Raw genomic sequence first — 23589 nt, 5'->3', positions numbered from 1 at the left:
AACGTCATTTAATTTATTCAATGTAGTTAGCGCTGAAAATAACTGCTTAAAATAAATTTATTATTCACCGTTTAGTTCAATAACAGCGTTTATATAACAAACAACCTCGCGTTATGCATTTTGTAGGATTAACCCCAGCCGTTTAATTTGATACAATTACGGCTCTATAACTAATTTTATAAGGTATGCGGGTGGTAAACCTAGGTCAGTTGTTTGGCGAGCTAAAAACGTGCTTAAAAAAAGATCAATTCATTTTCAAAAAACGCTTACATGGCGTAAAAAAAATAACCGATGAAAACAAGCATGCCAACGCGCTTGAAAAAATAGCGGCTGATATAACCCGTAGCCAAGAATTACGCGATAAGCGCCTAGCTGGCCTCCCTAAAGTGACTTACCCTGAGCAATTGCCAGTAAGTCAAAAAAAGGAATTAATTAAAGACGCCATTGCAAATAACCAAGTGGTTATTATTGCCGGTGAGACGGGCTCAGGCAAAACAACGCAAATACCTAAAATGTGTTTAGAGCTTGGTCGTGGTGTTGATGGTTTAATAGGGCATACGCAACCACGCCGATTAGCAGCGCGTACCGTGGCTAATCGTATTGCTGAAGAAATGAAGTGTGAGCTTGGTCAGCAAGTTGGCTTTAAAATACGTTTTAGCGATCAGGTTTCTAATAATACGTATGTAAAACTGATGACTGACGGTATTTTACTGGCAGAAATTCAGCAAGACCGCTTTTTAAATCAATACGACACGATTATTATCGATGAAGCGCATGAGCGTAGTTTAAACATCGACTTTATTCTAGGTTACTTAAAAAATCTACTTCCAAAACGCCCTGATTTAAAAATAATAATTACCTCAGCGACTATTGATCCTGAGCGCTTTTCAAAGCACTTTGATGATGCGCCTATTATAGAAGTATCGGGTCGTACTTTCCCAGTTGATGTGCGCTACAACCCTATTACTGATATTAATAAAGATGATATGGAAGCGGAGGGCGATCAGCTACAAGGTATTTTTGATGCCGTTGATGAGCTGTGCGCTGAAGGCCCTGGCGATATTCTCATATTTTTAAATGGTGAGCGTGAAATACGCGATACCGCTGATGCATTTAGCAAGCGTAATTTAAAACACACCGATGTATTGCCACTTTATTCGCGCTTATCTAACGCAGAGCAAAACCGTATATTTGCGCCGCATTCTCGTCGTCATATTATTTTATCGACTAACGTAGCCGAAACATCGCTCACTGTGCCGGGTATTCGTTATGTAATAGACCCAGGTACTGCGCGTATAAGTCGCTACAACTATCGTACAAAAGTACAGCGCTTGCCAATAGAGCCTATATCACAAGCAAGTGCTAATCAGCGTATGGGACGTTGTGGACGTGTTGAAGCGGGTATTTGTATTCGCTTGTACTCTGAGGATGATTTTTTATCGCGCCCAGAGTTTACCGACCCTGAAATACTGCGTACTAATCTTGCTTCAGTTATTTTACAAATGTTGGCACTCGGGCTTGGTGATATGGCGCAATTTCCGTTTGTGCAAGCGCCAGATAGCCGCAATATTAATGATGGCCTAACATTGCTTGAAGAGCTACAAGCGGTAAAACCAGACAAACGTGATAACAAAACGAGTTTAACCGCTTCAGGTAGAGAGCTTAGCCGATTACCGGTTGACCCTCGTTTAGCTAAAATGGTACTTACGGCCCATAAACTTGGCGCATTGCGTGAAGTGATTATTATTGTGGCAGCATTATCTATTCAAGACCCACGTGAACGCCCACAAGAAAAACGTGCTGCGGCCAATGAAAAGCACGGTCGTTTTGACGACCCAGATTCAGATTTTATTGCTTTTTTAAACTTATGGAATTACCTAGAAGAGCAGCAAAGCGAGCTGACTAACGGGCAATTTAGAAAGCTGTGTCAAAAAGACTTTTTGGCCTATATGCGTCTGCGTGAATGGCAAGATATTGTTTATCAAATAAGTACTGTGTGTAACGAAATGGGCATGAAAGCAACCAGCCAAGCGGCTGATGGCGAGCTTGTGCACAAGGCGTTATTAAGCGGGATGCTAAGCCACATTGGCTTTAAAGATGAAAAACAAATATACAAAGGCGCACGTAATAGTCAGTTTCATATTTTTCCGGGTTCAGGTTTATTTAAAAAGAGCCCTAAATGGATCATGTCAGCAGAGCTGGTAGAAACCAGTAAATTATATGCCCGCACAAATGCAAAAATAGACATTAACTGGGTAGAGCCATTAGCACAACACCTAGTAAAACGTAGTTACACAGAACCTCATTGGGAGAAAAAGCCAGGTGCGGTAATTGCGTTTGAGCAGCAAACTTTGTACGGCCTACTCGTTGTAAACAAACGCCGCTGTGTTTATAGCAATATTGACCCTAAAGTGAGTCGAGAGCTTTTTGTACGCACTGCATTAGTTGAGCAAGAACTGGGCTTAAACGAGCGCTTTTTAGCATTTAACAGTGAGCTAATTGAAGATATTCAAGTTCTGGAAAATAAGTCACGTCGTCGTGATATTTTAGTTGATGAGCAAACGTTATTTGAATTTTACGATAAAAAAATACCCAAAGAAATTAATAACCGCGCTGCATTTTTAAAATGGTATAAAACACAAAAACAACAAAATAAGCATTACTTACACATGACTCGTGAAGAGTTAATGCAGCATGGTGCAAGTAATATAACCGAGTTTGACTACCCTGATACATGGCAGCAAGACAATATTATATTGCCGCTTGCTTATCATTTTGATCCAGGCCAAGCAGTTGATGGCGTTGCGGTACAAATACCAGTAGCGCTGTTGAATCAAGTACAAGAAAGTGGTTTTGACTGGCACATACCAGCATTTAGGCATGAGCTAATAAGTGGACTTATAAAGTCATTGCCTAAATCGCTTCGTCGTAATTTTGTGCCAGCACCAAACTATGCTGATGCAGTGCTGGCAGCTATTGAGCCAATGCAAGGGAGCTTAATTGATGCATTAACGACGCGTTTATTGAGAATGACAGGTGTAAAAGTTGATCCAGAGGCATGGGATTTAACCGCGCTTGCACCGCATTTAAGATTGCAGTTTGAAGTACGTGATGAACACGATAAGTTACTTGCTCGTGGACTTGATTTAGCCAAACTTAAAGCAGAGCTGCAAGGTGAAGTAACCGAAACACTCTCTAAAGTAGCCGATAAAGGCATTGAAAAATCAGACCTAACACAATGGGATTTTGGTGAGCTGCCATCTTCATATGTTAAAAAACAAGGCCAATATGAGATAAAAGCATACCCTGCGCTGGTGGATAAAAAATCAGCCGCTGCAGTGGAGCTGTTTGATAACGAAGCAAAAGCGCAGCAAGCACATCAACAAGGTTTGCGCCGTTTAGTGTTATTAAATGTGCCATCGCCAATTAAGTATTTACAACAAAACTTACCGAATAAAGCAAAGCTGGGTTTGTACTTTAATCCATTTGGTAAAATAGCTGATTTAATTGATGACTGTATAGCCGCAGGTGTCGATAGCTTATTAGTTAAACACGGTGATATACGTGACGAAAAAGCATTTGAAACAGTAAAAGAGCAAATACGCGGTGAGCTCGGTGATGCTGTTGTGTCGATTGCAACGCAGGTTGAGCAAGTATTAAGTATTGCTCACGCGCTGCATAAAAAAATGAAAGGGCGCGTTGATTTAACCATGATAACGGCGCACGGCGATATAAAATCACAGCTTGAGTCACTTATATTTAAAGGTTTTGTGAGCGCGCATGGCGCAGATAAAATAACGGATTTAATCCGTTACCTAAAAGCTATTCAAAAACGCTTAGAAAAATTACCAGTTGATCCAAACAGAGATAGGTTATGCGTACTTGAACTTGATAAAGTGGCAATTGAATATAAGAAATTAACTAATAAAACACCTAAAGGGTTGCCAATTCCCCAAGAAGTAACCGCTATTTTTTGGATGCAGCAAGAACTAAGAGTCTCTTTGTTTGCCCAAACATTAGGAACTCCTTATCCTATTTCATCAAAACGCATTTTAAATGCAATAAAAGAAATAGAATAAAACTTGCATTTTCCATTAAGCTTAGTACCTTAATGGGAGGACTTATTTTTGCTTTGAGAAGGAAACGGCATACCCATGTCCTCATTGATCGAACCTAAAACACGACGGCTGCTAGTCGTCAACGACGAGTATTTTAATTATGAAATTCTTAAAGCAGCACTCACTGCTAAATTTGATGTGAGCTATGCTGATTCAGGTAAAAGTTGTTTAGCATCAGCGGTTGCTAATCCACCTGATATAATTTTACTTGATGTGTGCATGCCAGGACTTGATGGTTACGATACATGTCGTATGCTAAAACATACCCCGGAGACAAAAAATATACCTATTGTTATGGTATCTGGCCTTGAGTCGGAGTTGGAGAAAAAAGCCGGATTTGACGCAGGATGCGACGCTTATGTAGTAAAACCATTTTCAATGAGTGTATTGTTAGAGCAAATTAATACAATAGTGTAGAGGGATTTATGTTCACAGATGACAAACGAAACTTTAGACGTATGCAGGTAAATGCGACTGCAAATTTAACAACAGTGGAGCCAGTAGCTGGCTTGAATTATACGGCAGAGTGTGTTGATTTGAGCGCGACAGGGTTATCATTGCATTTGGATGATTTACTTGAGCCAGATACTATTTTAACAGTTGATATAGCGTCTACTCACCCTAGCATTGCACCGTTAAAAGCAACGGCTAAGGTAATACGTGCCAGCAAAGAAGATGATGGCACAATAACAGCAGGCCTTGAAATCATTCAGTTTAACTAATTAAATTGAATGATTAGATATTAAAAAACCTTACAAATTAAGCCTTTTAAGTAAAAGCCTTCAGGGTAGCTACCCGCAATTGGGTGATCGGCTGCTTGATTTAATCGTTCCATTATAAGTAGATCTTTGCCCGCATCAAGAGCCGCATCAGCAACAACTTTTTGAAATAGGTTTTGCTCCATTAAGCCAGAGCAAGAGAATGTCAGTAATGTTCCACCTGGTTTTAGTATTTGTATGGCAATCATGTTGATGTCTTTATAACCACGACACGCGCCCGTTAGCTGCGCTTTATTATCAGCAAACTTTGGTGGATCCATTACGATGGTATCAAACTGTCTGCCTTCGTCGCGGTATTGACGCAGTAACTTAAAGACATCTTGCTTCACAAAATCAACTTTATTTAAGTCTAAGTTATTATGCTCAACATTACGTTTAGCAGTATCTAACGCTGGTTGCGATACATCAACGTTAGTGACATGCTCACACCCGCCACGCAAAGCGTACAACGAAAATGTACCTGTGTAACTAAAACAGTTAAGTACCGTTTTGTCTTTTGAAAAACGCTCAAGTGCAGCACGGCTATCGCGTTGATCTAAGTAAAATCCGGTTTTATGACCTTCAATTATATCGACTTCAATTTTTAAGCCGTTTTCTTCAATAAGTACAGGTTGTGTTGGCTCATTACCCCAAAGAACACCTTTAATTGGCTCCAAACCTTCTTTTGTACGTACTTCTACGTCTGAGCGCTCGTATATGCTAGAACCTGGAAAAATAGCCATTAACGCGCCAACAATCTCGCCTTTATGACGCTCGGCACCCGCACTTAGTAACTGACAAACTAGTACATTATCAAATTTATCGATTGTAACGCCTGGTAAGTAATCAGACTCAGCTGCACATAATCTAAAGCCTGTTAATCCGCCTTCTTCTATTACTTGGCTCCGTGCTTCTAATGAGCGACGTAAACGGCGTTCAAAAAAGTTTTGATCGATGATTTCTTTTTCGTCAAAGCTCCAAACACGTGCACGAATTTGCGAATGAGGGCTATAAGCAGCAGTTGCTAAAAACTTACCTTCGCTATCGTGAATCGTTACTGTGTCGCCTAATCCAGGTTTACCTTTAATTTTTTTGATGGCTTTTGAAAATAACCAAGGGTGTTTTCTTTTTAATGATTTATCGCGACCAGCTTGTAGGTAAACGGCAGATGACATAAGGCTTCTCAGTAGTAATAAATAAGCGCTGTATTTTAGTCAAGCAGCGGGCAACATACAATGAATGTTTTGCAAGAGGGCTATAAAGCACGGTAAAGTACTAATAATTCACTTATTAATTAGCTTTTGGAACCTGAAAGTGCCTGACGCCGTTTTAAGCCCCGATTTACAAATACTTAATTCACAATGCAGAGAATTTATAACCTCTTTAGTGCATGCCGATGTGGCTCACGATATTACGCATATAGAGCGAGTGGTGCGCGTTGCAATAAAACTATGTAATGCAGAGCAGGCTAATATGTCAGTTGTATTACCTGCAGCGTGGATGCATGACTGTGTGGCGGTGGCTAAAAACCACCCTGATCGTGCAAAAGCCTCTACTAGGGCAGCAGATAAGGCACTGGAATTTTTAAAATCGATTGATTATGACGAGTCACTTTTTGATGATATTCATCATGCTATTGCGGCTCATAGCTTTAGCGCAAATATAGAAATTAAAACAGTTGAGGCGCAAATAGTACAAGATGCTGACAGAATGGATGCACTAGGTGCGATTGGAGTGAGTCGATGTATGAAAGTTGGCGGCTCAATTTCTCGGTTATTGTATAACCCAGAAGACCCTTTTTGTATTGAACGAGAAGCTGATGATAAAAAATATACACTTGATCATTTTTTTATAAAACTATTACATATTGCTGAAAGCATGAATACCCCATCAGCTAAAGCAGAAGCGAATAGGCGTACAGTTTACATGCATGAGTTTTTAGAGCAATTAAAGTCAGAAATTGGTGAGTAACGTGGATAATAAAAATATGCCTAAATTGTCAGGTATTGATCATTGCCATTTGAATGTTGAAAATTTATCGAATGCAGTTAAATGGTATGAGCGCGTTTTAGGTTTTAGTATAGTACCCGAACTTGCTTTTTGGAATGAGGACGAACGAGGACCTTTAACGCTCGAGGATGCTAGTTCAAAGACTCGTTTAGCACTTTTTGAAGGTGAGGGGCGCAGTAAAGGAATTGCATTTTTGGCAACAGGGGAGCAATTTATACAGTGGCTTAGTCATCTTGAAAGTTTAAATATAAAAGCGGTTCTTGCTGATCATGGTGTAACGTTTTCAATGTATTTTAAAGATGACAGTGGTAATAGCCATGAGATCACATCTCATGATTACTCGTATATAAAACTTTACTATCCATCGGTCAACTTAGGTTCGCATTCATCTAAAAAAAGCTAATGCAGTTAATCCTATAATTCCCATTATATGAATTTATGTGTAAGTTTTTATCATATTGCTATCACTTTGAATAATATCTAATTGGGGTTTATTCGCTGCTTTTTTGTTTCAAGTGAAACTGTATTTTTTAGCAATTATTTGTGCTTGTACAGTTAACATAAGTGCCAGACATGCGCTGTTTTTAGGATTCAACCTAAAGGCAATTTACGTTTTGTCGCTGCACAAATATAGGTGAAAATCGTGATCAGGACGCAGAAGCTTTGCTAGGTTTTTACTTGTTTTCACATGGATGTAAGTCAGTAAGGTAACGCATGAAAAGTTACCGACCCCACTAGGTGACACACCTCACGCAGCGATTAAATCGCTCTTAGATAAAATGAACTTTAATATTGTAAGGTCAGCAGGGCTTGGTCTTCTATTATCGTTTGAAGCAGTTAGATATAAAGTTTTCACTTAGTTATAGACCAGTTTTTTATTATTAATTAGATCCCATACTTAAGCCTATTGGTATAAAATATTAGAAATTTCGTGTTGGTTAAATGTGGTAGAACTGTTGTTTGAGTATCAATTAAAGCGAAGTGCCCGACGTAAGACTGTTGCTATTAAAGTGCACCAACGGTCAATAACCGTTTATGCGCCTCATTATGTTCCTAAAAAACAGTTGGATTTATGGTTGGTTGAGAAACGAGATTGGGTAAATAGCCAACTTGATAAACAGATTAATATTGCAGACTCAAAGCAATATCCACTCGAAACACATAAAATTCTAATTTTCTCAAATCTTATAGACATAACGTTTGAACACGCTTTGCATTCTCAAGTTATAGAGCATGAGAATACATTAAGCGTATTGTGTTCTTCTCGAGTGAGCCATAAAAAATTGAAGTATAAAACATTACTTGAGGCGTATTTAACTGAAAAATTAGGATTATATATTGATATGCGTCTTGCCCACTTTTGTAAACTAATGGAGGAACCTTTACCGAATGATTTACGAATACGTATCTATAAACGTAAATGGGGGAGTTGTAATAGTAAACGTGAGCTTACGTTTAACTTACTCTTGATTGGAGCCAAAAAATCAATTATAGACTACGTCATAGTCCACGAGTTGGCGCATTTACGTCACTTAGACCACAGTCGTGTATTTTGGCAACGTGTAGCTAAGTTTTATCCGGATCATAAGATAGCATCAGATTGGTTAAAGAATAATGGACAAAGTTTACAGTGGGAATTTTAAAAAATTATTGAAGTTCAAAATATAAGGTATTTTAGAAGAAAAGTGGTGGAGGGAGCTGGATTCGAACCAGCGAAGGCTGAGCCGTCAGATTTACAGTCTGATCCCTTTGGCCGCTCGGGAACCCCTCCACACTAATTTTGTTACACTTGGCCCCACTTAACTTAGCGGTAAGAAAAGTGGTGGAGGGAGCTGGATTCGAACCAGCGAAGGCTGAGCCGTCAGATTTACAGTCTGATCCCTTTGGCCGCTCGGGAACCCCTCCAGTGCAACGGCGCTGATAATAGCAAAACTTATATTTAAGTAAAGAAAAAAGCTAAAGAAAAATGAAATAAAGCCGATAAATATCTATTACCTACAATAATCGGCTAAAGTCTATGCAAATCGACGATTTGTTAATCACAGAGAGTCAACTAAGTACACGGTTGAATAAAAGTGTACACGAACAACGTCGAGGAGAGTTTTCTCTTTTATTGGCAATGTTATCCCACGATGCGCTTGATTTTAGTCAGTTCCATTTTCCAAAAACAGATATTGAAAACCCTATTGTTGAAGAAGAGACACTTCGTAAGCAATTTGGTTCGGGTCCGAAGCAGCCTTTAGCACCTGATGAATTTAATATGTTGATTGGGCAACACAACGCCGCTTTATTATCAAATGTGGGAGAGCATGCAGGTATGAGCGATATTAAGTTACGACACTGCTTAAACCCTGAACCACTTTCAATAAGAAATGATTTAGCTCATATTCCACTCAATGTGCTTGATAATTGTGAGCTAGCTGTGCGCAGACGTATTAAGAACAAAGAGACTCAGCTATCGCATCCGCAAATGGACGTAGCTTCATTCTATGATGGTCTTAATGATGAATCATTATATCAACCGCTTCACTTAGCTACAGCATAATATTGACCTACAAAATAATTTATCTATCTACGATTTCAAATCAGCTTATGTCAGGCCCAGTAAAACAAGCTTTAAATGGTCATTTTTATAATAATGATGGCTAAAAAGAGAGGCTTTGTAGCTATTTATAATGTTAATTGCCTAAAAATTGATTTAGTTTAAAAAAACCATCCAAAAATTTAATGCAATTGCTATAATGATGTCAAATGGTATGACATGAAATGCCGTTATCATTAAACCAAGGTAATTAGGAACGTAATGAAGAAAACATTCACGCTGAATCACGAGAAAATCAAATACCCTCGTATGGTCGATGCTGCAAAGCACGAAGTGAAAAAATATTTGAAAAGAGAACGTAATAAAACGCTACCTGAAGATGCTGATTACTGGGCATTTGACTGTAAGTTTGGTAATACAGCTGAAGATGCTCAAGTAGTGCACGTTGCAGAGATTAGCAATCATATCAGCGACATCGAAAAGCAAGATTTAAAGTCTTTCTACGTAGAGATTTTAGCAAAGCCGGCACAGCGTCAACAAGCTGATTTAGATGACGACGAGTAACTCTTAAATTTTAAGTACTCGTAAAGTAGAGATGGACCCAAGTGGTCCATTTTTGTTATGTGGGTTTTAATATCAATCTGAATAATACTAACCAACCAATCCGCAATCATGCTTAATCAGTTTGAGGGATTAAATCTGACGCTAACGGCGTTAAAAATTTCTGATATAGGACAATTAAATAACGATTTTTTGTCTTGTTATCGACACGATTCTGTTATCTAAAAATAGATCACTTAATTAAAAGAGTTGGTATAAGTATTTGAACAATATAAATTATCTCATAACCCTATAATACCAACCTGCATAAATCTTTGATCAATTTAACGAATTAAATTGCACTATAACGTAGTTAAAATTTTTTATTTAGAACAACTAGATACAAAAACTTTTGCCTAGTTCTAGCGTAATTTTCTTAACGTTAAATAGACCCCATACATAAGCAGATTGGTATAAAAATTTTATTTAGAGACGCTGAGTTTTTTGGAAATAAATAACTTTTCGTGCGTATGCGCCACATTAAGTTAAATAATATGTACAAAACTAGAGTACATATTATTTAACTAATTAGTGTGTTTCAAAATACCTGATGCCTGGGTAAGTTGAGGTTTATAGGCTGTGGCACTTTTTATACTTTTTAGCACTGCCACATGGGCAATCATCGTTCCTGCCAATTTTTATATCTGCAACAGGTAATATAACGCCGTCAGAATATTTCCACTGATTTTTTTCTTTAATGAATTTTGATTGTTCGTGCAATTCACAGTATAAATTATCATAAAAGTAGTGCGCTTTAAATTCTACAAAACCCTGACTATCATCGTGGCCTGAATCTATAATTGTCAGTTTTATAAAGCGGCAACCATCTGCAAATTCTTTAATTTCTTTAACGGGGTTTTCGGGCTGTTTATCTGTTGTATATGTTTGATAAATATACTTAGCATTTTTGAGTGCATAAGCACTATAACGAGAGCGCATAAGTAGCTCTGGTGTTTGAGGATGCTGTATTGCCAAATGAAAAGGTTCGCAGCAGTCAACATAATTTTGTTGGCTGCCACAAAGACATAATGTTTTATTCAGTGAGGTCATAATTTTGGTGTAAAGCTAAAATGTTAGTTTAACAAGATTATTGAGCTAGTAATATCTCTGTGGTTTGTTTGTTTTTCGTGAAGCAATATAACTTTGTATTTGTTTTACTCATATCCAGAGATAAGCTAGTTAATAGCTGGTTATTAACTATATCAGTCCAAGTAATTACAGCTGCAAAATTACCGTTGTGTAAAGCCGAATTTAATACGTACTCTAGATTCACTAAGTGTTTTTGTCTAATAACGAGTAATTTACTCGTATCGATAGAGCACGAATCAAGTAGCGCTTTACTAGGGACGTGATCGGGTGCGATTAATAATGTCCAAGCATTTAAGCTATTGTATTGATGTAATACTTTTAATAGCTCAAATGTTGCCGAAATTTCATCTTCAATTTCAATTAAATTAACACAATCGCTTTTATTGTCTTGTTGGTAGCTTTTAACTGTTCGTATGGTAATTGGTTGTAACATATCGCTTCACTCACTGGGTTTTTATACAGTATTTACATACAGTAGTTTACACAGTGTTTGTGTGCAAGTGTTTTTTGCTATTTTTTTGTACGATAATTTAAGATTTAGACTTTTTTTAAATTGTCATTTTTTTAAGTTATTAATATTTAATGATTTAAATTTACCTTTATGTTGTTGTTTCCAACTGTGCATTATTGTGTTGAATACTGTATACACCTGTTGAAGGTTGATATGGCAGCTTTAAATAATGATTTCATGTGTAAATTACAGCATAGTTTCGTATGTGTAATTTACTCTTCGTTAGCGTTATTTGGTATTAGGTGAGAAAACTGCAATTGGTGAATTTGTTCATATAAACTTGCAGCGTAGCATTGGGCATCTTTAAAGCGTTTAGTTTCAATGTGTTTACGCAAGTCAGTTAATGCAGTAGTTGCTGGCTCGTGACCTTGACTACTTGATAAGCTTAGCCATGCAACAGCATGAAATACACTTTGCGGAACACCTTGGCCTTTTACAAAAAATAGTCCTAAGTAAAATTGTGCTCGAAGTTCTCCAGACATCGCAGCTAAACGCATCCACTTCGCAGCAAGTGCATTTTGATTGTTTTTTAAATAATACAGTGCTTTGTTCAGTGTATTTTGCTGACTATTTTCGTTAGTTGGCGTTGAGTTAGTGTCGCTAGGTTGCGTGACAAAGGACAGTATATTGTCTAACTGCTGCTCTAAATCTTGGCCTGTCGGTGTTGTTTTTATCATGCTCACTCATTCGTTATGTAACTAAGTCAATAGTTTAGTATATCGCAAGGTAAAATGTCCTGTAAAAGATGATTTTTATGTTAAAATATTGCCACTTTTTACAACCATAAGTCTATTATGCTCGAAGCTTTATTTAAAATTAGTGAGAATGGCTCATCAGTCCGCCGTGAATGCATTGCGGGTATTACTACATTTATCACAATGGTTTAGATTGTATTTGTTAACCCTGCCATGTTAGCAGAGGCTGGAATGGATCAGGGAGCTGCTTTTGTAGCAACTTGTATTGCAGCTGCTATTGGTTGTTTTATTATGGGGTTGTGGGCTAATTATCCTTTAGCATTAGCGCCTGGAATGGGGTTAAATGCATTTTTTACATATGGTGTTGTATTAGGGATGGGTTACACATGGCAGGCGGCATTAGGTGCTGTTTTTATGTCTGGGTGTATATTTTTACTTCTAAGCCTGTTTAAAGTTCGTGAGTGGATTATTAATGCCATTCCTTTGGTTTTAAAGCGGGCCATTGCAACGGGTATTGGCGCATTTTTAGCTTTAATTGCTCTTAAAAATGCGGGGATCATCGTTGCCAGCCCTGCAACGTTAGTACAATTAGGTGATATAACTTCAGCTGGCCCATTATTAGCTATTTTCAGCTTTTTTATTATTGCTGCGCTTTTATATCGTAACTTTAAAAGTGGTGTGTTAATTAGTATTTTATTAGTGACCTGTATCGCACTGGCTTTAGGGCTTGTTGAATACCATGGAATTGTTGCTACGCCTCCTTCTATTTTACCTACTTTTATGCAGCTTGATTTTGGTGCTGCACTTGAATTGTCTATGTTGAGCGTTATTTTCGCATTTTTGTTTGTGGATTTATTTGATACCTCGGGTACTTTAGTTGCAGTTACTCAAAAAGCAGGGCTTGCTGATGAAAAAGGAAATATGCCTCGGTTAGGCAGAGCGCTAAGTGCTGACAGTACAGCAACAATTGCAGGCGCTATGTTAGGTACTTCTACTACAACATCTTATATAGAGTCTGTTGCAGGTGTATCTGTAGGTGGGCGTACTGGTTTAACAGCAGTTGTGGTAGGTATTTGCTTTTTACTTATGATGTTTTTTGCACCACTTGCGCAAATGGTACCAGCTTACGCAACCGCTGGAGCCATTTTATATGTTGCAGTTTTAATGCTACAAAATCTGAAGTTTGTTAATTGGGATGATATGACCGATGCCATTCCCGTTACAGTCGTGTTACTGATGACGCCATTAACGTTTTCAATTGCTCATGGTATAGCACTTGGTTTTATATCTTATACGGTAGTAAAAGTGTTGTGTGGTAAGCAAGACGAAGTCACAATTAGCGTATGGATTTTAACGGCACTGTTTATTATTAAATTTGCATTTTTATCTTAAATTTATACAGCTAGATAAAAAAGGCCATACAAATTTGTATGGCCTTTTTTAGTTATTTTTAACATTCAATAATATTAACAGCCAATCCACCGCGAGCGGTTTCTTTGTATTTGGTTTTCATATCGTTGCCGGTTTCAAGCATGGTTTTAATCACTTTATCAAGTGATACCTTTTGCTCGCCACTGCCACGAATAGCTAAACGTGAGGCATTAATTGCTTTAATCGCGCCCATTGCATTACGTTCAATACACGGTACTTGTACTAAGCCACCAACAGGGTCGCACGTGAGGCCTAAATTATGTTCCATACCAATTTCTGCTGCGTTCTCTACTTGCACAACATTGCCACCAACAATTTCTGTTAATGCGCCTGCAGCCATAGAGCACGCAACGCCGACTTCACCTTGGCAACCTACTTCGGCACCCGATATAGAGGCATTCTTTTTATATAAAATACCAATAGCAGCAGCCGTTAATAAATAACGTGTGGCTATATCGCGGTCTACTTCTTTCACAAATGTGTGATAGTACATAAGCACAGCCGGTAAAATACCCGCAGCACCATTAGTTGGTGCGGTAACTACACGGCCACCTGCCGCATTTTCTTCGTTTACGGCAAGGGCAAATAAATCAACCCAGTCCATTGCACGAAGTGGGTCGTTACTGACCTCTATATTTAGTTTTAAGTATAGGCTTGGCGCACGGCGCTTTACTTTTAAGCCGCCAGGTAGGATACCTTCGGTACGCATACCACGCTCAATACAGGCCATCATTACTTTCCAGATATGAAACAGCGTGTCTTTTATTTCATCTTCAGTGCGCAGTGTTTTTTCGTTCTTCATCATCAAGCTTGAAACACTAAGCCCTGACTCTTTACACATCTCTAGTAGCTCTTTTGCGCTACTGAAAGGAAAAGGAGCTGGGTTTTCTTCTCTAATATCGAGGGCTGCTTGTTTTTCGTTTTCAAACTCTTCATCAGTAACAATAAAGCCGCCGCCAATAGAGTAATATACTTTGCTGTAAACTTTTTCGCCGTTGTTTGAGGCGATAATTTCCATTGCATTAGAGTGCTTAGGCAGCGTTTTGCGACGATGAAAAACAATAGCGCCTTGTTTTGGAAACTTAGCTTTGTGTGTTTTGTTTAGATAAATAACCTGATCTTTTTCGATGGTCGCTAAAATGTCGTCGACTAAATCGGCATCTATAGTTTCAGGGTCATAACCGGCTAAACCAAGAATTACGGCTTTACCCGAACCATGGCCTACACCTGTTTGACCCAAAGAGCCATAAAGCTCTACTTTAATATCGGTAACATTTGCTAATAATTGTTGTTCTTGTAGGTCATTAACAAATAAGCGTGATGCGCGCATTGGGCCAACGGTGTGTGATGACGAAGGGCCAATACCAATGCTAAACATATCAAATGCACTGATCATAATGTGTGTCTCTACTTTGTTTTATCAGCACGAAGCTGCTCTTTGAACGGTCGAGCATGATAACGTGGAATTGTGATTGTGTAACTACTAATAACGAAGATTTAAACTGGTAAGGCGAGTTGTTTTGTAAAGTTTTTTATAATGCTTGCAGTCGCACCCCAAAGTAAACCATGTGGCGTTTTAAAACCTTGCAAAATAACCGTTTTCCCAAATCGTTGAAAAGGTAAGGGTTGCCAGTTAGCTTCGTTATTTAGCTCAGTGACCGAGAGCAAAAAGCTCGCTTGTACTTCATTATAGTCATTTTCCCAGGTGGTGCCTTTATTAAGTAAACCCACATAGGGGCTAATACTAAAACCCGTTAAGGTTGAATACTCAGGTAAGTGACCTAATACATTAACGTTGTTTTGGGCAATATTTAGCTCTTCTTTTAGTTCGCGAAGGGCTGTGGTGCGAAGGGTAATGTCGCTTACTTCAAACTTACCTCCGGGCAAACAAATCTCCCCAGGGTGATGGTGTAAATAAGTAGGGCGTTTACATAGTAAAATATGTGCATGATTATCTATATCAATAATTGGCAGCATAACAGCGCTGGCACGTTTTTTACGCGTGTCTTTTAACTGGTTTGGCGCAGCTGTCGGGCTTAAAAGAAACCGCGCCATAATGTGTTCACTATTCAAAGCGACCTACTGTTTTAATAAAGGGAGGATTTTATTTACTTTATCGTAAGTTTCTTGATATTCCAATTCGACTTTAGAATCAGCTACTATTCCGCCACCTGCCCAGCAGTAAATTTGCGCTTTGTGGCACACCAAGGTGCGAATAGTGATACTCGTATCCATATTTCCACATGCACTTAAATAACCAATTGAACCACAATAAATGCTGCGGCGATGCGGCTCTAGCTCTTCAATTATTTCCATCGCTCTAATTTTGGGCGCACCGGTGATTGAGCCACCCGGAAAAGCCGCTTTTAGCTGATCGACGGCTGTTTTGCCTTCATCAAGTTCTGAGGTTACCGTGCTTACTAAATGATGCACTGCCGGAAAGCTTTCAATAGTAAAAAGGGAAGGGACGTGAACGCTGCCAGGTTTTGCCACTTTGCCTAAGTCGTTACGCAGTAAATCAACAATCATGACATTTTCAGCGCGATCTTTAGCTGATGCTGCGAGTATTTGGGCTTGGCGTTGATCCTCCAGCGCATCCGCTTTTCGCGGCAGTGTGCCTTTAATAGGTTTGGTTTCTACAACGTTATTATTTACAGATATAAAGCGCTCAGGGGAAATTGATAAAATTGCCCCTTGAGGGTGATTTATAAAGCTCGAAAATGGCGCTTTATTTGCCTCACGCAGTTTAATATAAGCTGCCCAAGGGGAGCCTTCAAACTGAGCGTTAAAGCGCTGCGCTAAATTAATTTGGTAACAATCGCCACTTTTTAGATACTCCTCAATTTGGGCAAACTTTGCAGCGTATTCCGTTTCGGTCATATTTGATTGCCAGTCGCTGTTTAGGGCAAAGGACTGCGTATTAACTTGGGAGTTAGCGTGTGTATTTAAGTATTGCTCATAAAGCTCTAATCGATCGGTGTTTGGCTGCGATACATAAAACCAGCTTTGTTGCTGCTTGTCGTAAATAAGGGCATCTAAGTAAAGGCCAATAGCCATTTGGGGAAGATTAATATCTTCAATAGCACGAGTGGGGATGTTTTCAATTGTACGCCCTAAGTCGTAGCCAAAGTAGCCAAGCCAGCCGCCGTTAAAGGGTAAATCGTAATCGGCTTTTGTTTTAGCAAGATGCGAAAGCTCATTATTCATAATTTCAAAGCAGTTATCACTACTTTCTATATTATTTAAAAAGCTTTTATTATTTTTTACTTCAAGGGTACTTTGCGGCTCAATAGCAACAATATCAAAACGACTGTTTATATGATTACTATTTGCAGAATCTAATAGAATTGCATAAGGCAAATGTGAAAAATGCGCAAAAACGTCAATGCAGTTTTGTGTTATGCCTAATTTAATACAATTTTTTTTATTGTTTAGCATTTACTGCCCCTTTAAGAACTGGCTCGAAACGGGCTGGGAGGGTATCATAAGTCAAATTTTTTGGCAGCACTAAGCTGCAAAAAACAGTGCAAACCACCGTCACCGGTTTGATTTAGATTACGCGACAACGCGTAACGGTAACTTAAGGAACCACTATGAGTACAATTTGTCAGCAAGACTTTATTGATAGCATTGAAGATGCATTGCAATATATTTCGTTCTATCACCCACTTGATTTTGTTCAAGCACTCGAAAAAGCGTACAACAAAGAACAAAGTAAAGCGGCTAAAGACGCCATTGCACAAATTTTAATTAACTCACGCATGTCGGCTGAAGGCAAGCGTCCACTTTGCCAAGACACCGGTATTATTACCTGTTTTGTTAAAGTAGGTATGGATGTTAAGTGGGATAAAACAGATTTAACCGTTCAACAAATGGTTGATGAAGGTACTCGTCGTGCATATTTAAATCCAGATAACCCTTTACGTGCATCTATTGTTGCAGACCCTGCTGGCACACGTAAAAACACTAAAGATAATACGCCTTCGGTTGTGCATATTGATTTAGTAGCGGGTGGAAAAGTAGAAGTAATGGTTGCGGCTAAAGGCGGCGGCTCTGAAAACAAAAGTAAAATGGTTATGTTAAACCCGTCAGATGATGTTGCTGCATGGGTAGAAAAAACACTACCAACAATGGGTGCTGGTTGGTGTCCGCCAGGCATGCTAGGTATAGGTATTGGTGGTACGGCTGAAAAAGCAGCAGTAATGGCTAAAGAGTCGTTAATGGATCCGGTTGATATCCATGAACTAATGGAACGCGGCGCAGAGACAACTGAAGAAAAACTGCGTTTAGAAATTTTTGATCGTGCTAATAAATTAGGTATTGGCGCACAAGGCTTAGGCGGTTTAACAACGGTTGTTGATGTTAAAATTAAAACAGCACCAACGCATGCAGCTTCAAAACCTGTAGTAATGATCCCAAATTGTGCGGCAACTCGCCATGTACATTTTACGCTTGACGGTTCTGGCCCTGCTAATTTAAAAGCACCTAAACTAGAAGATTGGCCACAAGTAACATTTGAAGTAGGCGAAGGCACACGTCGTGTTGATTTAAATACACTGACTAAAAAAGATGTTCAAGAATGGAAAATGGGTGAAACAGTTTTACTTTCGGGCACTATTTTAACAGGTCGTGATGCAGCGCATAAACGTTTGCAAGATATGATCAACTCAGGTGAAGGTTTACCTGAGGGCGTAGACTTTGATAATAAATTTATTTATTACGTAGGCCCTGTGGATGCGGTACGCGATGAAGCAGTAGGTCCTGCTGGCCCTACAACAGCTACTCGCATGGATAAATTCACCGATATGATGCTAGAAAAAACAGGCATTGTAGGCATGATTGGTAAAGCTGAACGTGGACCTGCAACGGTTGAGTCTATTAAAGAGCATAAATCTGTTTATTTGATGGCTGTAGGCGGCGCAGCTTACTTAGTATCTAAAGCGATTAAAAAAGCGCGTGTTGTAGCTTTTGAAGATTTAGGTATGGAAGCTATTTACGAATTTGAAGTAGAAGATATGCCAGTGACTGTTGCAGTAGACAGTGAAGGCGCCAATGCGCATACACAAGGCCCTGCTATCTGGAAAGCTAAAATTGAAGAACTTGATAGCAAGCTAAAATAACGTACGTTTTGTATTTTTAAAAAGCGAGCCTAGTGCTTAATGCCAGTCAGTTAACAGCTGACTGGCGTTTTTTATTGGGGTATTTACTGGGTTTTGGTTTCACACATCTCGGATACGCCCGCTCCTGTTTTATCGATAATATGTGATGTTCAACTTGAGCTTGTAATTGCTCTATTGATTTAGGTATCCGTCCTGCATTTTCTATAAACATTGTATGAATAAGGTTAATAATACTAATAGCACACGTCGTAAAACTCAGGTGTTTTGCATATATTCCAGACTTTTTCTGCGCCATTTTCACCATCTGGTATCGGAGCAAGTTATAGCTCAACATTACGCCCCATAATTCTTGCGCTATCATCTCAGGTTTCTTGCTGCGTAGCGTGAAGTGACTATTCAGTAACGTTTGTTTCATTTCTCGATAACCAAGTTCAATTTCCCATCGTTCACTATAGAGGTCAACAATGTCAGCCTTAGGGAAACGCATTGGATCAGTCAGTGAAGTGAGTATATTCACTTCTTTCCCCTTAACCGTTTTTGTGACTAGCCTGACTTCAATACTCTGTGGTAAATCGTCGAACTTTTTTCTCGCTTGTGCTGTTGCTTTTAGCTTGATAAGTTTGTCTTGACGACCTAAAGAGCGAACAATTTCATATTGCGTGCCTTTTCTCATCGGTTGAAGCCAATGCCTATTTCCCCCAGCATGATGCCAACGATTGAGTAAGCCTAGAGAATAGAAGCCTCTATCAAATAACGTCAGTGAGTTATCGGGTGTTGCCTCGATTAAGTCTTCAGCCAACACCATTTCACTAGTACGACAACTATCAAAGGCGCTCCCCATTAATAAATGGCTAGTTAACTCCATCAAACACACCATGCGAACCTGAGGGAAAGCCGTGTCACCATGCTGATTTTTCCACACGGAGAATGCATGTTGATTTTCAGCAGTATCCGGTGTGCGCCAAATAACACCATCAACACCCAGTAGTGATAGCCCGCACCATGTGGGATGGTTCGCATCAGCATTCCACATTTGCTGACTTTTCTCAAAAACCTGTTTAACGGCATCAGCCCCAAGCCGCTGCCTAGCCTGTACAACCGCACTGGGTGCAACGAGTTCTTTTTTACCTGGTAAAGCGAGCCCTAATTTACTGACAATACTCCACAGTGGGTCTTCACGATAAAACGACATACAAATGACTGTCCAAACGGCCATCTCAACAGGAAGCCTTCTTTTCCTTATCGTCGCGACACCAGCGGTTTCAGCGCATTGTTTGATAAAGTCAGGACATAAAAAATCACTCAGTTGACCTAAGCCTTCTGAATTGGGTGCGTAGCTATTGGCAAGAGAAAGTGCGGTAGTGAGTTGCAAAATAAAAGGCTCCTGAATAAATTCAGAAGCCTTTATAAACTAACCAGAAGATCGGTCAATGGATCGTCAAATATTTCTTAACTGATCGGCATTAAGCCTAGTGCTCGCTTTTTTGTTTTTTTAAATAGAGTTATTAGGGCGTGTTGATCTTTGCGGTATAAAAAACAAACAGTATAAGGATAAGGTATAATTGAATTCGCTAAAAAACGTTACACCGAACCCTCATGCCAAGATTAATGTTAACAGACGCGACATGGAATGTCTTATCAAAAGTAATGCACTTAAGTGGTCGAATTTATAATAAGCCTGAGCATAGAAAAACGCTCGAAGGCATACTCTATAAGATGCGTACCGGTATTCCTTGGCGAGATTTACCGTCTTATTTCGGCTCGTGGAGTGCTATTTATAGACGATTTAATTTATGGTCCAAAAAAGATATTTTGAATGAATTATTTCGAGTGTTATCCCACTATGCTGATATGGATTGGATCTTTATTGATGGCAGTATTGTCAGGGCTCACCAGCATAGTTGCGGTGCAAGAACCGCTGACAATGAATCAATCGGTAAGAGTCGAGGTGGTAATTCGACTAAAATTCATCTTGCAGTAGATAGCGGAGGATTGCCTGTTTATTATGAATTATCCTGTGGAAATACGCATGATATCGTCCATGCAGAGTCACTTGTAGCCAATTGCCCAACGAGTAATGTTGTTGTCGCAGATAAAGGCTACGATAGTGAAAAACTAAGAGAGTTTATTCGTGACAATAGCGCTACACCCGTTATTCCACGCAAGGATAACAGTTTAGTGGGTAATGAAGATATTGACTGGTGCATGTACAAATATAGGCACTTAGTTGAGAATGCCTTTGGTCGGATCAAACAATATAGAGGGATAGCCACACGGTATGAAAAGCTTGAGCGGAATTATCATTCCATGCTCGCTTTAGCATTCACTATGATGTGGCTACCAATATGGGCTGATTAATATATATACTACAAAGATCAACAGCCCCTAGTAAGTTTACAGCTCTGACCAGTTTGCGAAAAAGCTCACTTTTTACTGAAAACCTATAGGCAGCAGTACGTGTCGGGCAAGTAGCACTTGTATATTAAACTTTACATGCAATCGCTGTATTACGTGTACGTAAACGTAAGTTAGTGAGATTCTTATATTCATAGTATTTAAAACTTACAAATGACGGTTTTGTGAATTTTTTATCTATATAAAAGTTTTAATTTGGTTATTTAATTTAAGCTTGATGTTTTCATTGGTTTTATCATCTGTGAGTATAGCGAACACGTATATGAAGTGATAAAGTCTCGGCAATTTCCAGCGCGCATACCCTCTCACGGGTTAACTATTTCGGAGTATTTTAAGTGGCTGTGTTTAATCGAGTTGAATTTGATAACCATGAACAAGTGGTTTTTTGTTCTGATGAAGAGTCGGGTTTAAAAGCAATTATTGCTGTACATAATACCAACCTAGGTCCTGCTGTTGGCGGATGTAGAATGTGGGATTATGCGAACGACGAAGATGCTGTTTACGACGTGCTACGTTTATCAAAGGGCATGACTTATAAAAATGCAGTTGCGCGCTTACCCTTTGGTGGCGGTAAATCTGTAATTATAGGTAATGCGAAAAAAATTAAATCTGAGCAATTATTCCGTGCATTTGGCCGCCAGTTAGAGCGATTAAATGGCAGCTATTACTCAGCAGAAGATGTAAACATCACATGTGCTGATGTAGCTATCATGAATAAAGAAACTAATTACGTACTGGGTCTTGAAGGTAAAAGCGGTAACCCATCGCCATTTACAGCATACGGTACATTTTTAGGAATTAAAGCAGCGCTACAGCATCAACGCGGTCATCAAAATTTTGCAGGTGTGAAAGTGGCTGTTCAAGGTTTAGGTGCTGTTGCTTATGGTTTATGTAAACATTTACATGATGCGGGCGCTGAGTTGTTTGTAACTGATATTAACCAAGCTGCCATTGACCGTGTAGTAAGTGATTTTGGTGCAACTGCGGTTGGCATTGATGACATTTACGACTTAGATGTTGATGTTTATGCACCTTGTGCATTAGGTGCAACCGTTAACGATTTAACGATACCGCGTTTAAAAGCGACTATTATTGCAGGCTGTGCTAACAATCAGCTGGCAGAATCTCGCCACGGTGAAGTTATTCGTGAAAAAGGCATTTTATATGCACCAGATTACGTAATTAACGCCGGTGGTATTATTAATGTTTATTATGAAACAGCGCCAGATGGTTACAGTGCAGCAGCGTCTAATAAACATGTTGAAGGTATTTTTAATACGTTAACTGAAATTTTTGCTCGCAGCGAAAAAGAGCAAAAATCAACGCATTTAATTGCTGACGAATTAGCCCAAGAGATCATTAAAAACGGTCTATAAATTTAAGCTAAAATGCAATAAAGGTGTGCAATTGCACACCTTTTGTTTATCTGTAAGTTAAGGGGTGTTGATCTTTGCGGATTTAACCTTGAAAGATCAACAGACCCTAATGCAATTATTACTGAACAGCGGTACACTTCATTTTTAATTTTGTGCGGCAAATTATGACTCCCTCAACTTCTCTCATGCAGCCCATCGATTTAGATAATTGGCCTAGAAAGCAACACTTTGAATTATTTAAACACTTTTCTCAGCCTTATTTTAATGTGTGTGTGCGTTTAGATGCTCAAGCGCTGTATGACTATTGCAAAACCAATCAATTTTCTTTTTTTCAAGCATATGTATATTGCACCTTAAAAGCGTGCCATGAGTACGATTCAATAATGCTACGTATAATAGATAAGTAACCATGGTTACTTAATAGTGTTCGCGCAAGTGTGATTGAGTTGTCTGAAAACGATACGTTTGTTTTTAGTTATTTTAACAGCGCAAGCGATTTTAAAGAGTTTGCAAATCATGCAAGTGACGTAAGCAAAAAAGCGAAATTACAGCCGTTATTTTCTGATGCATTTGCTCAAACAGAAGGGCAGGCAGATTTAATTCATATATCTGTTTTGCCGTGGCTGAATTTTAGTGCGTTTTCGCATGCATTTAGTGAAGGGCAGAGTTTAGGCATTCCTAAATTTGTATTTGGTCAGTTTGATAAACACACCGGTACAATGCCTTTAGCTATCGATGTACACCACTCATTAATGGATGGTTTGCACGTAGCGAAATTTATAAACACATTGCAGGGTACATTTGACTCCTTTTGCAAAGGTTAACTTTAAACACGTCATTTAACGGCAGTGCAAAGCAGTAAACAATTTATAAGTAATCTATAAGTAATCTATAAGTAATGCGATGTGAATTACTTTATATTCA

The 23589-nt window shown here is 38.9% G+C and carries 19 protein-coding genes, 2 tRNA genes and 2 pseudogenes; 13 read left to right on the top strand and 10 right to left on the bottom strand.

Annotated features, from left to right (window positions below; all coding sequences use genetic code 11):
- Nucleotides 1–191 precede the first annotated feature (191 nt).
- The 3 genes from hrpA (at nucleotide 192) to AC0VZ4_RS12885 (ending at nucleotide 4840) form a co-directional block, all read left to right on the top strand.
- On the top strand, nucleotides 192–4079 hold the full coding sequence (gene hrpA, locus AC0VZ4_RS12895; protein ID WP_475439860.1) for an ATP-dependent RNA helicase HrpA: 3888 nt from the start codon (nucleotides 192–194) through the stop codon (nucleotides 4077–4079).
- A 75-nt stretch (nucleotides 4080–4154) separates the two neighbouring features.
- On the top strand, nucleotides 4155–4535 hold the full coding sequence (locus AC0VZ4_RS12890; protein ID WP_475439859.1) for a response regulator: 381 nt from the start codon (nucleotides 4155–4157) through the stop codon (nucleotides 4533–4535).
- 8 nt (nucleotides 4536–4543) lie between these two features.
- Nucleotides 4544–4840, top strand: a complete 297-nt coding sequence (locus tag AC0VZ4_RS12885) for a PilZ domain-containing protein (RefSeq protein ID WP_008135574.1) — start codon at nucleotides 4544–4546, stop codon at nucleotides 4838–4840.
- 20 nt (nucleotides 4841–4860) lie between these two features.
- On the opposite strand, the gene AC0VZ4_RS12880 is transcribed toward AC0VZ4_RS12885, so the two are convergent.
- Nucleotides 4861–6051, bottom strand: coding sequence for a class I SAM-dependent methyltransferase (locus AC0VZ4_RS12880; RefSeq protein WP_475439858.1), 1191 nt, complete (start codon nucleotides 6049–6051; stop codon nucleotides 4861–4863).
- Between the two features lie 64 nt (nucleotides 6052–6115).
- On the opposite strand from AC0VZ4_RS12880, the gene AC0VZ4_RS12875 reads away from it, so the two are divergent.
- The 3 genes from AC0VZ4_RS12875 to AC0VZ4_RS12865 all read left to right on the top strand — a co-directional run bounded on the left by AC0VZ4_RS12875 (nucleotide 6116) and on the right by AC0VZ4_RS12865 (nucleotide 8529).
- A complete protein-coding gene (locus AC0VZ4_RS12875; RefSeq protein ID WP_475439857.1) occupies nucleotides 6116–6847 on the top strand; it encodes an HD domain-containing protein in 732 nt (243 codons plus the stop codon).
- 16 nt (nucleotides 6848–6863) lie between these two features.
- Nucleotides 6864–7289: a VOC family protein gene (locus tag AC0VZ4_RS12870; RefSeq protein ID WP_475441657.1), complete on the top strand. Its 426-nt coding sequence runs from the start codon at nucleotides 6864–6866 to the stop codon at nucleotides 7287–7289.
- A 541-nt stretch (nucleotides 7290–7830) separates the two neighbouring features.
- The gene (locus AC0VZ4_RS12865) at nucleotides 7831–8529 is read left to right on the top strand and encodes a M48 family metallopeptidase (protein ID WP_007375898.1); all 699 of its coding nucleotides are present in this window, start codon (nucleotides 7831–7833) and stop codon (nucleotides 8527–8529) included.
- 43 nt (nucleotides 8530–8572) lie between these two features.
- Here the strand turns inward: AC0VZ4_RS12865 and AC0VZ4_RS12860 are convergent.
- Together AC0VZ4_RS12860 and AC0VZ4_RS12855 are read right to left on the bottom strand one after the other, a co-directional pair.
- Nucleotides 8573–8657 (bottom strand) — tRNA-Tyr (locus AC0VZ4_RS12860).
- A 49-nt stretch (nucleotides 8658–8706) separates the two neighbouring features.
- A tRNA-Tyr gene (locus AC0VZ4_RS12855) sits at nucleotides 8707–8791 on the bottom strand.
- A gap of 112 nt (nucleotides 8792–8903) precedes the next feature.
- On the opposite strand from AC0VZ4_RS12855, the gene AC0VZ4_RS12850 reads away from it, so the two are divergent.
- Together AC0VZ4_RS12850 and AC0VZ4_RS12845 are read left to right on the top strand one after the other, a co-directional pair.
- Nucleotides 8904–9431 (top strand): VC2046/SO_2500 family protein, encoded by a 528-nt coding sequence (locus AC0VZ4_RS12850; RefSeq protein ID WP_475439856.1) that lies wholly within the window; start codon nucleotides 8904–8906, stop codon nucleotides 9429–9431.
- A 258-nt stretch (nucleotides 9432–9689) separates the two neighbouring features.
- A complete protein-coding gene (locus tag AC0VZ4_RS12845; protein ID WP_007375896.1) occupies nucleotides 9690–9992 on the top strand; it encodes a DUF6172 family protein in 303 nt (100 codons plus the stop codon).
- A 606-nt stretch (nucleotides 9993–10598) separates the two neighbouring features.
- On the opposite strand, the gene AC0VZ4_RS12840 is transcribed toward AC0VZ4_RS12845, so the two are convergent.
- From AC0VZ4_RS12840 to AC0VZ4_RS12830, 3 genes are all read right to left on the bottom strand, one after another.
- On the bottom strand, nucleotides 10599–11078 hold the full coding sequence (locus AC0VZ4_RS12840) for a YchJ family protein (protein ID WP_149605166.1): 480 nt from the start codon (nucleotides 11076–11078) through the stop codon (nucleotides 10599–10601).
- Between the two features lie 37 nt (nucleotides 11079–11115).
- Nucleotides 11116–11550: a SulA-like leucine-rich domain-containing protein gene (locus AC0VZ4_RS12835; RefSeq protein ID WP_337120149.1), complete on the bottom strand. Its 435-nt coding sequence runs from the start codon at nucleotides 11548–11550 to the stop codon at nucleotides 11116–11118.
- 290 nt (nucleotides 11551–11840) lie between these two features.
- Nucleotides 11841–12305, bottom strand: coding sequence for a tetratricopeptide repeat protein (locus AC0VZ4_RS12830; RefSeq protein ID WP_007375893.1), 465 nt, complete (start codon nucleotides 12303–12305; stop codon nucleotides 11841–11843).
- A gap of 117 nt (nucleotides 12306–12422) precedes the next feature.
- On the opposite strand from AC0VZ4_RS12830, the pseudogene AC0VZ4_RS12825 reads away from it, so the two are divergent.
- A pseudogene (locus AC0VZ4_RS12825) lies at nucleotides 12423–13715 on the top strand (NCS2 family permease).
- A 58-nt stretch (nucleotides 13716–13773) separates the two neighbouring features.
- Here the strand turns inward: AC0VZ4_RS12825 and AC0VZ4_RS12820 are convergent.
- The 3 genes from AC0VZ4_RS12820 to pabB all read right to left on the bottom strand — a co-directional run bounded on the left by AC0VZ4_RS12820 (nucleotide 13774) and on the right by pabB (nucleotide 17192).
- A complete protein-coding gene (locus AC0VZ4_RS12820; protein WP_182720091.1) occupies nucleotides 13774–15150 on the bottom strand; it encodes an L-serine ammonia-lyase in 1377 nt (458 codons plus the stop codon).
- A 101-nt stretch (nucleotides 15151–15251) separates the two neighbouring features.
- A complete protein-coding gene (locus AC0VZ4_RS12815) occupies nucleotides 15252–15827 on the bottom strand; it encodes an NUDIX hydrolase (protein WP_182696425.1) in 576 nt (191 codons plus the stop codon).
- 6 nt (nucleotides 15828–15833) lie between these two features.
- Nucleotides 15834–17192 (bottom strand): aminodeoxychorismate synthase component I, encoded by a 1359-nt coding sequence (gene pabB / locus AC0VZ4_RS12810; RefSeq protein WP_475439855.1) that lies wholly within the window; start codon nucleotides 17190–17192, stop codon nucleotides 15834–15836.
- Between the two features lie 155 nt (nucleotides 17193–17347).
- On the opposite strand from pabB, the gene AC0VZ4_RS12805 reads away from it, so the two are divergent.
- The gene (locus AC0VZ4_RS12805; protein WP_007375888.1) at nucleotides 17348–18874 is read left to right on the top strand and encodes a fumarate hydratase; all 1527 of its coding nucleotides are present in this window, start codon (nucleotides 17348–17350) and stop codon (nucleotides 18872–18874) included.
- A gap of 46 nt (nucleotides 18875–18920) precedes the next feature.
- Here the strand turns inward: AC0VZ4_RS12805 and AC0VZ4_RS12800 are convergent, their stop codons facing one another.
- A complete protein-coding gene (locus AC0VZ4_RS12800) occupies nucleotides 18921–20246 on the bottom strand; it encodes an IS4 family transposase (RefSeq protein ID WP_475439854.1) in 1326 nt (441 codons plus the stop codon).
- 224 nt (nucleotides 20247–20470) lie between these two features.
- Here AC0VZ4_RS12800 and AC0VZ4_RS12795 point away from each other — a divergent pair, with 224 nt between their 5' ends.
- The 3 genes and pseudogenes from AC0VZ4_RS12795 to AC0VZ4_RS12785 all read left to right on the top strand — a co-directional run bounded on the left by AC0VZ4_RS12795 (nucleotide 20471) and on the right by AC0VZ4_RS12785 (nucleotide 23489).
- Nucleotides 20471–21232: an IS5 family transposase gene (locus AC0VZ4_RS12795; protein WP_475439610.1), complete on the top strand. Its 762-nt coding sequence runs from the start codon at nucleotides 20471–20473 to the stop codon at nucleotides 21230–21232.
- A gap of 392 nt (nucleotides 21233–21624) precedes the next feature.
- Entirely contained in the window at nucleotides 21625–22665 is a 1041-nt protein-coding gene (locus tag AC0VZ4_RS12790; protein ID WP_337120151.1) for a Leu/Phe/Val dehydrogenase, read from the top strand.
- Between the two features lie 185 nt (nucleotides 22666–22850).
- A pseudogene (locus tag AC0VZ4_RS12785) lies at nucleotides 22851–23489 on the top strand (chloramphenicol acetyltransferase).
- Nucleotides 23490–23589: the final 100 nt, after the last annotated feature.

This window comes from Pseudoalteromonas sp. QJM3NY_22 (assembly GCF_056173065.1).
Note: the sequence above shows the minus strand (reverse complement) of the source record. Positions and strands in the feature narration are given on the sequence as shown.

What these genes read in the sequence shown, in the direction of transcription:
- AC0VZ4_RS12890 (WP_475439859.1), top strand. Translation starts at nt 4,155, where the DNA reads ATGTCCTCATTGATCGAACCTAAAACACGACGGCTGCTAGTCGTCAAC.
- AC0VZ4_RS12885 (WP_008135574.1), top strand. Translation starts at nt 4,544, where the DNA reads ATGTTCACAGATGACAAACGAAACTTTAGACGTATGCAGGTAAATGCG.
- AC0VZ4_RS12880 (WP_475439858.1), bottom strand. Translation starts at nt 6,051, where the DNA reads ATGTCATCTGCCGTTTACCTACAAGCTGGTCGCGATAAATCATTAAAA.
- AC0VZ4_RS12875 (WP_475439857.1), top strand. Translation starts at nt 6,116, where the DNA reads ATGTTTTGCAAGAGGGCTATAAAGCACGGTAAAGTACTAATAATTCAC.
- AC0VZ4_RS12870 (WP_475441657.1), top strand. Translation starts at nt 6,864, where the DNA reads ATGCCTAAATTGTCAGGTATTGATCATTGCCATTTGAATGTTGAAAAT.
- AC0VZ4_RS12850 (WP_475439856.1), top strand. Translation starts at nt 8,904, where the DNA reads ATGCAAATCGACGATTTGTTAATCACAGAGAGTCAACTAAGTACACGG.
- AC0VZ4_RS12845 (WP_007375896.1), top strand. Translation starts at nt 9,690, where the DNA reads ATGAAGAAAACATTCACGCTGAATCACGAGAAAATCAAATACCCTCGT.
- AC0VZ4_RS12840 (WP_149605166.1), bottom strand. Translation starts at nt 11,078, where the DNA reads ATGACCTCACTGAATAAAACATTATGTCTTTGTGGCAGCCAACAAAAT.
- AC0VZ4_RS12835 (WP_337120149.1), bottom strand. Translation starts at nt 11,550, where the DNA reads ATGTTACAACCAATTACCATACGAACAGTTAAAAGCTACCAACAAGAC.
- AC0VZ4_RS12830 (WP_007375893.1), bottom strand. Translation starts at nt 12,305, where the DNA reads ATGATAAAAACAACACCGACAGGCCAAGATTTAGAGCAGCAGTTAGAC.
- AC0VZ4_RS12820 (WP_182720091.1), bottom strand. Translation starts at nt 15,150, where the DNA reads ATGATCAGTGCATTTGATATGTTTAGCATTGGTATTGGCCCTTCGTCA.
- pabB (WP_475439855.1), bottom strand. Translation starts at nt 17,192, where the DNA reads ATGCTAAACAATAAAAAAAATTGTATTAAATTAGGCATAACACAAAAC.
- AC0VZ4_RS12805 (WP_007375888.1), top strand. Translation starts at nt 17,348, where the DNA reads ATGAGTACAATTTGTCAGCAAGACTTTATTGATAGCATTGAAGATGCA.
- AC0VZ4_RS12795 (WP_475439610.1), top strand. Translation starts at nt 20,471, where the DNA reads ATGCCAAGATTAATGTTAACAGACGCGACATGGAATGTCTTATCAAAA.